The following is an 11,065-nucleotide window of genomic DNA, read 5'->3' as shown; positions in this document are numbered from 1 at the left end:
TGGCAGAATTATACGCACCTCAGCTCCGGTTTCTCTCGCCTCATGTCCGCCATCACCACAGACCTGCCCGCCCTCGCCCAATCGATCAAGGATTGGGGCCGCGAGCTGGGCTTTCAGCAAGTCGGCATCAGCGGCCTCGATCTGGCCGAACATGAGCAGCATCTGGAGCGCTGGCTCGCGGCCGGCTACCACGGCGAAATGGACTACATGGGCGCCCACGGCAGCAAACGCTCGCATCCCGACGAACTGGTTCCGGGCACTTTACGCGTGGTTTCGCTGCGCATGGACTACCTGCCGGGCGATACCGAAATGGCCAAACGCCTGGCGCAACCGGACAAAGCCTACGTGTCGCGTTATGCCTTGGGCCGCGATTACCACAAATTGATCCGTAAACGTGTTCAACAATTGGCCGACAAGATTCAATCCGAGATCGGACCGTTCGGTTTTCGCGCGTTTGTCGACAGCGCCCCGGTGCTGGAAAAAGCCATCGCCGAACAGGCTGGGCTGGGCTGGATCGGCAAGAACACCCTGGTGTTGAACCGCAAGGCCGGCAGTTATTTCTTTTTAAGCGAACTGTTCGTCGATCTGCCGCTGCCGGTGGATGAGCCGCACAGCAGCGAACATTGCGGCCGCTGCACCGCGTGCCTCGATATCTGCCCGACCAACGCCTTTGTCGGTCCGTACGTGCTGGACGCGCGGCGTTGCATTTCCTACCTGACCATCGAACTGAAAAACGCCATCCCCGAAGACCTGCGCCCGTTGATCGGCAACCGCGTATTCGGCTGTGATGACTGTCAGATCGTCTGCCCGTGGAACCGCTTTGCCAAGCCTTCCGGGGAAAGCGATTTCAAGCCACGGCACAATCTCGACAATGCCGAACTGGCCGAACTGTTCATGTGGGATGAAGACAAGTTTCTCAGCAGCACCGAAGGCTCGCCGCTGCGCCGCGCCGGTTACGAGCGCTGGCTGCGCAATCTGGCAGTGGGACTCGGTAATGCGCCGTCGAGCATTCCGGTGCTGGAAGCCTTGAAGGCACGCCGTGACTATCCGTCAGAGCTGGTGCGCGAGCATGTCGAGTGGGCGCTGAAACAACATGCCGAGCGTCAAGGCGCGTCGTTATAGACGAACTTGGGCATCTCCCAATGAAACCGGATCGCCAGCAGACGCAATAGAAAGCCGCCGAACAGTGTGATCAAAATCGCCTGTTCACTCGGCACATTGAGATACAGGCACAGCATGTAGCACCACGCCGCCGCGAACGACACGCTGGCGTAGAGCTCACGGCGGAAGATCAGCGGGATGTCGTTGCAGAATATATCGCGCAGGATGCCGCCGAAGACCCCGGTAATTACACCGCTGACCGAAGCCACCAGCATGCCGTGGCCCATTTCCAGAGCCGTCATGCAGCCGATCAGGGTAAACGCCACCAGACCGACGGCATCCAGCACCAGAAACAGCGAACGCAAATGACGCATCCAGCGGGCGGTAAACACAGTAATCATCGCGGCGACGGTGGTCAGCACCAGGTACTCCGGATGCTTGACCCACGTCAGCGGGTAATGCCCGAGCAGCACATCGCGCACTGACCCGCCGCCCAACGCCGTGACACAGGCGATCAGCACCACGCCAAACCAGTCCATGCCGCGTCGGCCTGCGGACAGGGCACCGGTCATGGCTTCGGCGGTAATGGCAACGAGGTAGAGCATTAGCAGCATGATGGCGATCCAGGCAGGAAGGCGCGCAGTCTAGCCATTTCAGCGCCGCACCAGAAGGGGGCGCGCTCCGGGATGCATTTCTGACTTGAATCTTCCGAGGACTCTGTCGCCCTCTTCGCGAGCAAGCCCGCTCCCACAGGGGGAACGCATTCCAAATTGTGGGAGCGGGCTTGCTCGCGAAGACGTCAGTGCAGACACCGCTCAATCAGAACTTGATGAAGTGCTTGCGGTAGTGCTGCAGTTCGGCGATGGATTCACGAATGTCGTCCAGTGCCAGGTGCGTGCTGCCCTTCTTGAAGCTGTCGCGCACATCCGGTGCCCAGCGGGCGGCCAGTTCCTTGAGCGTGGAGACGTCGAGGTTGCGGTAGTGGAAGTAGCTTTCCAGCGCTTTCATGTGGGTATAAAGGAAGCGGCGATCCTGGCAGATGCTATTGCCGCAGATCGGCGACTTGCCCTTCGGCACCCACTTCTCCAGGAAGGCAATGGTTTGCGCTTCGGCTTCGGCCATGCTGATGCGGCTGTCACGCACGCGCTGAGTGAGGCCAGAGTTGCCGTGGGTGCGGGTATTCCACTCGTCCATGCGCGCGAGGACTTCATCGCTGTGGTGGATGGCGATCACCGGGCCTTCGGCCAAGGTATTGAGGTCACTGTCGGTGACGATAGTGGCCATTTCGATGATGACGTCGTTATCCGGATCCAGACCGGTCATTTCCAGGTCGATCCAGATCAGATTCTGCGGGTTTTGCATATTTCGGCTCCTAGGCAATGCTGCGCAGTTTAGCCTAGGCCGGTGCCCGGGCGTGCTAAACTCGCGGCCGTTTTACCTAATCGCTGCATTCTTCAGACGGAACACCCATGGCCAAACGCCAACTCAATCGTCGTCAAAACTGGCGCATCGAAAAGATTCAGGGCGAGCGCGCTGCCCGCGCCGCCAAACGCGAGTCCTCGGCTGTCGAAGCCCTGGAGGGCGGCGACCTCGGCCCGGAACAGCACGGCCTGGTGATTGCCCACTTCGGTGTGCAGGTCGAGGTCGAGGCCAAGGACGGCGAACTCGCCGGCCAAGTGTTCCGTTGCCACTTGCGTGCCAACCTGCCCGCACTGGTAACCGGTGACCAGGTGGTCTGGCGTGCCGGCAACCAGGGCATCGGCGTTATCGTCGCGCAACTGCCGCGCAGCACCGAGCTGTGCCGCCCGGACAGCCGAGGCCAGCTCAAGCCGGTCGCGGCCAACGTCGACATGATCGTCATCGTTTTCGCCCCACTGCCCGAGCCGCATGCCAACCTGATCGACCGCTACCTCGTAGCCGCCGAACACGCCGGCATCCGCCCGTTGCTGCTGCTGAACAAATTCGACCTGATCGACGAGCAGAACGCCCCGGCGCTCAACGCCCTGCTGGCCGTTTACCGCACGCTGGGTTATCCGGTGCTGGAAGTCTCGGCGCACCACGGCAACGGCATGGAACAACTGCAACAGCAGCTCGACGGGCGCATCAGCGTGTTCGTCGGTCAGTCCGGTGTCGGCAAGTCGTCGCTGGTCAACAGCTTGTTGCCTGAGGTGGAAACCCGCGTCGGGCCGTTGTCCGAGTTGTCGGGCCAAGGCACGCATACCACGACCACCGCACGCCTGTTCCACTTCCCCGGCGGCGGTGAGTTGATCGACTCCCCGGGCATCCGTGAATTCGGCCTCGGCCACGTCAGCCGCGCCGACGTCGAAGCCGGCTTCATCGAGTTCAACGACCTGCTCGGCACCTGCCGCTTCCGCGACTGCAAGCATGACCGTGAACCGGGTTGTGCGTTGCTCAAGGCTCTGGAAGATGGCCGCGTGCAGCAGCAACGGATGAACAGCTATCGCTCGATCATCGCCAGTCTGCCGGAAAACGGTTACTGACCAGCAAGCTTCAAGCGTAAAAAAACCGCGAGATTCGCGGTTTTTTTATGTTCAAGTTCTGACGATTGTTTTATCTGGCCAAGGACCTCGCATCAAGCCTTGAGACATCTGCTGGTCACACCTGAAATTTTCTCAGCGGCCCCAGCGAGTAATCAAACCGCTTCAGCGACTCTTCAAACCCAAGCAGAAAATCATTCCACTGAGGCTTCTTCAGCGAAAAAACAAAACGAAATTGCGCGCCGTCATTCCTCTCGATGACAACGCCGCGATCCCGCACGCTGAACCAGCCATTCTGAACATAGCCGGAAATTTTCTTGATGTCCGAGCGGGGTATCACGCTGCAATAGAGCTCTGCGCCCAACTGTTTTTCGATGGTGACACTCGATGCATCAAAGCTCACGTGCACATTGTCGTCGTCAGGATGGACTGCATCGGCCTGAGCCTTGGCCTCCGATCGTTCCACAGATTTGATGATCACTGTCACGAATAAAATAATCGCAGCCCCGGCGAGCACCAGATAAACACCGGGATCGGAAAATGCACGCCTTCCGAACACATTCGCAAGTAAAAAAGCCGCTAAAAGAACGGCGTACATCCACCTTGTACTGGACTCCATAAGCAGCCAGGCCTTACCGAACGGTTTGATGTACTCCTCGTCGGGATAAACATAAATCGTCTCGATAAAATTCGCCGGAATTACGACACTCACGCCTGACACTCCCTTTCTTCAAATCCATTTAGCAACACATGACAACCAGCACTCTACCCGTGCTTTCCAACTGCCTTGAGGCCAGCGAAAAAGAACGGTCCCGCGCGAAAAGCAGCCATTCAAAAGCCCCAAGAAAAAGCCGCGATCAACGCGGCTCCTCCAACTCCACCTGCCCTACTTCGGCTCAGGCTTCCGAAACGCATACAGATGCTGACGCACAATCCCGCCCGGCAATTCTTTGCCAAACACGCCATAACGCACTGGCCATTCCTTCGGCGGCAGCTTGAAGGTGCCGAAGAGCATGTCCACCAGCGGTGTATGGATCGCGTAGTTCTTGTAGATGTAGTCCTTGTGCCGGGCGTGGTGCCAATGGTGGTAACGCGGCAGGACGATCAGGTAATTCAGCCAGCCGCCGTTGATCCGTACGTTGGCGTGGGCCAGTACGGCTTGAACGCCAACCAGAATCACGTAGGCATTCAACGCCTGCGGCGCGAAGCCCAGCAGCATCAGCGGCACCAGCACGCCGGTGCGGGTCAGAAGGATTTCGATGAAGTGCACACGCGAGCCAGCAAGCCAGTCCATGTGCGTGCTGGAGTGATGCACGGCGTGGAGGCGCCACAGAAACGGCACCACATGGTAGAGCCGATGCAGCCAGTACTGGCCAAGATCCGCCACCAGTATCGCGAGCAGGAACTGCACCACCAGCGGCAGACTTTGCACGCTGGCCTGCAAGCCCGGCGACACCGCCCAACCGGCGATGTAGCTCGACGAGGCGGTGATGAAAATCAGGATGAACTGCACCAGCATGTGGCTGACGAAAAAGTAGGTCAGGTCGGTACGCCAGTGCGGGCGCAGGATGTTCTGCTCGGGGTCTTTTGAGTAAAGCTTTTCCAGCGGAATAAACACGAGCGCCGAGATCAGCAGCGCCAGCACAAACCAGTCCAGACCGAGCGAGTAAGGGGTCTGCCCGATCTCGCTGACCTGCACATTGGTGCCGCCGAGAAACACCGCCAGGCCTGACGCGACCAGTCCGGTGATGCCCAGGCGTTTACGCTTGTTGAGCAGGATGTTCAGGGTGCCGAGGCTGAACGACAGCACCAGCCCGAGCAACAGCGTGGTACGGGCGAATTGCTCGTCGTAGACCTTGCGCAGTTCGGCCGTGGTCAGCCATTCGGGAAACAGGAAGCAGAATACCGCCAGCAGGCTCAGCAGCCCGAGCGTGGCCGAGATGTAGCCACTGACCCGACCCTCGCCGAATTTGAAGGGAGCGTTGCCGTGCCGCTGAAAATAGGCTTTGAGTCTTTCCATAACTGATCTTCCGTGATTGCGAAAACTGCGACTGGTCAATGCGACGCAGGCAGGCACAAAAAAGCCACGGTCACCGTGGCTTTTTATGGATTACTGCTTCGGCGCGGGGGCCGCACTGCCCGGTTCGGCCGGTTTCGGCGCGGCGTCGTCGAACAGGTTGAGCCGTTCGCGCAACTCGTGTGCCGGTACCGGTTGCTGATCCGCCGGTAGCGCGTTCGGGTCGACCGGCGTTGCCGGAGCGGCGCCGTTCTGACTCTCATCGGCCGGTTTCGCCGGATCGGCACCTTGCGAACCTTCGATCGCGGCTTGGGCCTTTTTGGTCAGCACCACGATGTCGATGCGGCGGTTGACCGGGTTGAACGGGTTTTCCTTGTCGAACAATGCCGACGAGGCGTAACCGACCACCCGCGCCACTTGCGCATCCGGATAGCTACCCGCAACCAGCGCACGGCGGGCGGCGTTGGCGCGGTTGGCCGACAGTTCCCAGTTACCGAAATCGCCGGTGCCGGTGTACGGCTTGGCGTCGGTGTGGCCGCTGATGCTGATCTTGTTCGGCACCGCTTTGATGGTGTCGGCCATGGCCAGCAGAATGTCTTCGAAGTACGGTTTCAGGCGTGCAGAACCCGAGTCGAACATCGGCCGGTTCTCGGCGTCCATGATCTGGATGCGCAAGCCGTTCGGCGTGATCTCGAAAAGGATCTGGTCCTTGAATTTCTGCAGCTGCGGATTCTCGTCGACCTTGTTCTGCAGTTCTTGCAGGAGCAGTTCCAGACGTTCTTTCTCAACCTGCTCGGCCATGCCTTCAACCTGTTCGGTGTCGACCGTGACCTTGTCCGGTTGCGGCTGGGATTTAACCTCGGGGTTGAGGGTGTTTTCCGGCGCCAGCGTCGGCGTACCGCCCAGATCGATGATGTACGGCGTGCCGCTTTCGGAGAAGCCGACCGGGTCTTTGAAATAGCCGGCGATGGCGATCTTCTGCTCAGGCGTAGCGGTGGACAGCAGCCACAACACCAGGAAGAACGCCATCATCGCCGTGGCGAAGTCGGCGAAGGCGATTTTCCACGCCCCGCCGTGATGCCCGCCGGCTATGCGCTTGACGCGCTTGATGATAATCGGCTGATTATTTTCCATGACTTAGCGACCGCGAACCGCTTGTTCCAGCTCGGCGAAGCTTGGACGGTGCGCCGGGTACAGAACCTTGCGACCGAACTCGACCGCCAGCGACGGCGGCATGCCGGAAGCCGAAGCCACCAGCGAAGCCTTGATGGCCTCGTAGACGTTCAGTTCTTCCTTGGCATCGTGAGCCAACGAGTGCGCCAACGGACCGAAGAAACCGTAGGCCGCGAGAATACCGAAGAAGGTACCCACGAGTGCCGCACCCACGTGCAGACCAATGGACTTCTGATCGCCTTCACCCAGCGAGGCCATGGTCACCACGATACCCAGTACCGCCGCGACGATACCGAAACCCGGCATGGCGTCGGCAATGCCGTTCACCGCGTGGGATGGGTGCTCGAGGTCTTCCTTCAGGCTATACAGCTCCATGTCGAACAGGCCTTCCAGCTCGTGCGGAGCCATGTTGCCGGAGGACATGATGCGCAGGTAATCGCAGATGAACGCGGTCATGCGTTCGTCTTTCAGTACCGCCGGGTACTTGGCGAAGATCGGGCTCGCAGCGGCATCTTCGATGTCGCCTTCGATGGCCATCATGCCTTCGCGGCGGCTCTTGTTGAGGATCTCGTAGATCAGGCCGAGCACTTCCAGATAGAAAGTGTGGCTGAAGCGCGAACTGAACATGCTCAGGGATTTCTTGAGCACGTGCATCGTCATGTAACCGGGGTTGGCCTGGAGGAATGCACCCAGTGCCGCACCACCGATGATCATCACCTCGAAAGGCTGGATCAGGGCGGCAATCTTGCCGTGGGAGAGCACGTATCCGCCGAGCACGCTCGCGAATACGACGATGATGCCGATAATTTTAGCCATAGGTAGAAAGTACTTATTTAAGTCGGGTTCAAGGTCATATTCGGAAGTTAAAAAATCTCTTCTTCTACTTATCGGCAAAACTGCGCCAGACTATAGCCAGTTCAGGCGAAAAGCCAATTTAGCCCATGCCGGGCGCGTCTACAGTCAGTGAAGATCTCGTCCAGACATGGCTAATGAAACGAACGTCCCACACGCAAAACCGACCACCGTCGACGGCTGGGTCAAGCTGCTCGACAGCGTCCGTCTGCCCGTGCCGCAAGAGGCTCACGACAAAGTCTGCCGGGCGATCCGTGATAATCGCAGCTCGATACGCGACATCGCCGACCTGATGCAGGACAGCCCGGCGCTGGCCTTGAGCATCATCCGTGAGGCGAATCGTCACACCCACGGCAACATGGGCACGCCGGCGGAAAATCTGGAAGTTGCGATCAATCGTCTCGGCCTCGCCCGCACTGAAGAGTTGCTCGCGCGCCTGCCGGCCGAACCGCAGATGCAGATCCCCAAGGCCCTGCGCCAACTGCAAATGATCAGCCAGCACGCTTCGCAGCAAGCGAACGGGTTTTTCGCCAGTCGCCTCGCGCGGCTGTGGCAGGACATTCATTGGGGTAGTTTGCTGTTTCTGTCGCCGCTGTGGCCATTGGCGCTGACCTATCCACAGCTACTTGAAGAGTGGGAGCTGCGGGTTATCCACAAGGGCGAATCGGCGCGGACTGTCGAGAAGCAATTGTTCGGTGTGCGTCTGCTGAAAATCGCTGAAGCGCTGGTGCAAGTCTGGCATCTGCCGATCTGGGTGCAGCAGGGCTACAAATTGCTGCTCAGCGAACAGCGCGAACTGGTCAAAGTGTTGCGCATCGCCCGCGACAGCGAACATCCGCTGCGCCAGCAAAACCGCCTCGACGATGACCCGACCTTGCGTCGCTGGCTCAATCAGCCGGCCAACACCGTTCTGTTGGCCAACGGTCTGGCGCTGTCGGCACAGCAGGCCTGGGACAGTCCGCACAGCGAGCGCTGGCAGTACCTGACCAGCCTTTATCTGCAGATTTCAATGGACGAGGTGCAGCAACAGCTGCACCAGCAAGCCGCCAACAGTGCGCGTCAGCACGCAATGCCCGATTTGTGGCACCCGGCGGTTTCGCTGTTGTGGCCGTGGGGCACCCATCGTTTGCCTGCCGGCATGTTGCCCGCGCCAGCGCCGAATGCCGAAGATCTGACCCAGTGGCGTAAACAGTGCGCCGAACTGCTCGCCGAGCCGAGCCGCTTTACCAATTCCATGAGCCTGACCGTCGCCGCCCGCGATGCCTTGGTTGCCAGCGGCATGCGCCGGGTGATGATCCTGATGGCCGATCGCACGCAATCGAATCTGCGTGTGCATCAGACGTTCGGTCTGCCGAAGGAAGCCGGGGCGCTGAATTTTGTCGTCAGCCAAAGCAAAGTCCTGCAACGACTGCTGACCCAACAGGCGCAGGTGCGGATCAATCCCGAGAACAACGCACAATTCTCCGCGTTATTGCCGGCAGGCCTGCGCACGCTGTTCCGTGGCGAGCACCTGTTCCTGCGCTCATTGCTCAATAATGGCCGGGTGATCATGATCGTCGTTGCCGATCAGGGCGGCGGGCCGTTCGCCGACATCAGCGTACAAGCCTTCGGCAAAACCGCGCAGTGCATCGAAAAGGCCTTGCACAGCTTTAGCAGCCGTGGCCGATGAGGCTGCGCTACAATCCTCCCCTTTGTGCTCTGGAGACCTCACATGTCTGACTTCTCTGGCTTGCCGCTCGTTATCGAACCGAGCGACCTGCTCCCTCGGCTCGAGTCCAGCGAACTGATTCTGGTGGACCTGACCAGCCCCGCCCGCTATGCCGAAGGTCACCTGCCCGGTGCACGGTTTGTCGACCCGAAACGCACCCAGCTCGGCCAGCCGCCGGCGCCGGGGCTGCTGCCGGCGAAAGCCGATCTGGAAGCGTTGTTCGGTGAACTGGGCCATCGCAAAGACGCGGTCTACGTGGTCTATGACGACGAAGGCGGCGGCTGGGCCGGGCGCTTCATCTGGCTGCTCGACGTGATCGGTCACGACAAGTACCACTATGTCGATGGCGGTCTGCCGGCGTGGCTGGCGGAAGGTTCGCCGATGTCGATCCAGGTCCCGCCGACTGTCGGCGGCCCGGTGCCGTTGACGCTGCACGAAGAGCCGACCGCCACCCGCGAATACCTGCAAAGCCGTCTCGGCGCCGCCGATCTGGCGATCTGGGATGCACGCGGGCCGCTGGAATACTCCGGTGAGAAAGTGCTCGCAGCCAAGGCCGGGCACATTCCCGGCGCGGTCAACTTCGAATGGACGGCGGGCATGGACAAGGCACGTCACCTGCGCATTCGCACGGACATGCCGCAGATCCTCGAAGACCTCGGGATCACCAAGGACAAAGAAATCATTACCCACTGCCAGACCCATCACCGGTCGGGCTTCACTTATCTGGTGGCCAAGTCCCTCGGTTATCCGCGGGTCAAGGGCTACGCCGGTTCCTGGGGCGAATGGGGCAACCACCCTGACACGCCTGTCGAGATTTAAGGTTTTTAAGGACAACTAATGAAAGAGCGTCTGTTTATCCTCAGTCAGTACCTGCTGCCTCATCACCTGCTGTCGCGCCTGGCCGGCTGCGTCGCCGAGTGCCGCGTGCGCTGGTTCAAGAATGCCTTCACTCAATGGTTCGCCAAGCGTTATCAGGTGGACATGTCGCAAGCGCTGGTTGAAGACCTGACCGCTTACGAGCACTTCAACGCCTTCTTCACCCGTGCCCTGAAAGACGGCGCGCGCCCACTGGACCAGACCCCGGGCGCGATTCTCAGCCCGGCCGACGGTGCGGTCAGCCAACTCGGCCCGATCGAACACGGTCGCGTGTTCCAGGCCAAGGGCCACAGCTTCAGCGTGCTGGAACTGCTCGGCGGTGACGCGGCCAATGCGGCGCCGTTCATGGGTGGCGACTTCGCGACTATTTACCTGTCGCCGAAGGACTACCACCGCGTGCACATGCCGCTGGCCGGCACCCTGCGCGAAATGGTCTACATCCCGGGCCGGATCTTCTCGGTCAACCAGACCACCGCCGAAAACGTGCCGGAACTGTTCGCCCGCAATGAGCGCGTAGCGTGCATCTTCGACACCGAGCGCGGCCCGATGGCTGTTGTGCTGGTGGGCGCGATGATCGTTGCTTCGATCGAAACCGTGTGGGCCGGTCTGGTCACCCCGCCGAAGCGTGAACTGAAAACCTTCCGCTACGACGAAGCCGCCCGTGCGCCGATCCATCTGGAAAAAGGTGCTGAGCTGGGCCGCTTCAAGCTGGGCTCGACCGCGATCGTGTTGTTCGGCCCGGATCAAGTGAAGTGGGCCGAGGAGTTGGCTGCTGGTTCGCCAGTACAAATGGGCCAAGGCCTGGCACTGCCAAAAGCCTGATGCCTTGCTGTGGGAGCC

At 60.2% G+C, this 11,065-nt stretch carries 11 protein-coding genes; 5 read left to right on the top strand and 6 right to left on the bottom strand.

Annotated features, from left to right (window positions below; translation table 11 throughout):
• Positions 1-42 precede the first annotated feature (42 nt).
• Positions 43-1,122: a tRNA epoxyqueuosine(34) reductase QueG gene (gene queG, locus ACVVH8_RS02780; protein WP_475228373.1), complete on the top strand. Its 1,080-nt coding sequence runs from the start codon at positions 43-45 to the stop codon at positions 1,120-1,122.
• On the opposite strand, the gene ACVVH8_RS02775 is transcribed toward queG, so the two are convergent.
• Positions 1,104-1,718, bottom strand: a complete 615-nt coding sequence (locus tag ACVVH8_RS02775; protein WP_213028731.1) for a trimeric intracellular cation channel family protein — start codon at positions 1,716-1,718, stop codon at positions 1,104-1,106. The genes queG and ACVVH8_RS02775 overlap by 19 nt on opposite strands.
• Positions 1,719-1,920: 202 nt before the next feature.
• On the bottom strand, positions 1,921-2,463 hold the full coding sequence (orn, locus tag ACVVH8_RS02770) for an oligoribonuclease (protein ID WP_401303418.1): 543 nt from the start codon (positions 2,461-2,463) through the stop codon (positions 1,921-1,923).
• A gap of 107 nt (positions 2,464-2,570) precedes the next feature.
• On the opposite strand from orn, the gene rsgA reads away from it, so the two are divergent.
• Positions 2,571-3,602, top strand: a complete 1,032-nt coding sequence (gene rsgA, locus ACVVH8_RS02765; RefSeq protein ID WP_103304655.1) for a small ribosomal subunit biogenesis GTPase RsgA — start codon at positions 2,571-2,573, stop codon at positions 3,600-3,602.
• A gap of 115 nt (positions 3,603-3,717) precedes the next feature.
• On the opposite strand, the gene ACVVH8_RS02760 is transcribed toward rsgA, so the two are convergent.
• The 4 genes from ACVVH8_RS02760 to motA form a co-directional block, all read right to left on the bottom strand.
• A complete protein-coding gene (locus ACVVH8_RS02760) occupies positions 3,718-4,311 on the bottom strand; it encodes a hypothetical protein (protein ID WP_475228371.1) in 594 nt (197 codons plus the stop codon).
• A gap of 174 nt (positions 4,312-4,485) precedes the next feature.
• The gene (locus ACVVH8_RS02755; RefSeq protein WP_103304653.1) at positions 4,486-5,619 is read right to left on the bottom strand and encodes a sterol desaturase family protein; all 1,134 of its coding nucleotides are present in this window, start codon (positions 5,617-5,619) and stop codon (positions 4,486-4,488) included.
• Positions 5,620-5,709: 90 nt separating this feature from the next.
• Positions 5,710-6,750: a flagellar motor protein MotB gene (gene motB, locus ACVVH8_RS02750; RefSeq protein ID WP_103304652.1), complete on the bottom strand. Its 1,041-nt coding sequence runs from the start codon at positions 6,748-6,750 to the stop codon at positions 5,710-5,712.
• Between the two features lie 3 nt (positions 6,751-6,753).
• On the bottom strand, positions 6,754-7,605 hold the full coding sequence (gene motA / locus ACVVH8_RS02745; protein WP_007952169.1) for a flagellar motor stator protein MotA: 852 nt from the start codon (positions 7,603-7,605) through the stop codon (positions 6,754-6,756).
• Positions 7,606-7,771: 166 nt separating this feature from the next.
• On the opposite strand from motA, the gene ACVVH8_RS02740 reads away from it, so the two are divergent.
• The 3 genes from ACVVH8_RS02740 to asd are packed head-to-tail and all read left to right on the top strand — an operon-like array spanning position 7,772 to position 11,047.
• A complete protein-coding gene (locus tag ACVVH8_RS02740) occupies positions 7,772-9,310 on the top strand; it encodes an HDOD domain-containing protein (RefSeq protein WP_475228368.1) in 1,539 nt (512 codons plus the stop codon).
• A 42-nt stretch (positions 9,311-9,352) separates the two neighbouring features.
• Positions 9,353-10,168, top strand: coding sequence for a thiosulfate sulfurtransferase (gene rhdA, locus ACVVH8_RS02735; protein WP_475228365.1), 816 nt, complete (start codon positions 9,353-9,355; stop codon positions 10,166-10,168).
• A gap of 18 nt (positions 10,169-10,186) precedes the next feature.
• Entirely contained in the window at positions 10,187-11,047 is an 861-nt protein-coding gene (asd, locus tag ACVVH8_RS02730; protein WP_064388600.1) for an archaetidylserine decarboxylase, read from the top strand.
• The last annotated feature ends 18 nt before the right edge of the window (positions 11,048-11,065 follow it).

It is taken from the genome of Pseudomonas trutticola BRTCR10, assembly GCF_056155105.1.
The sequence above is the reverse complement of the archived record's forward strand: the minus strand, read 5'-3'. Positions and strand labels throughout refer to the sequence as shown.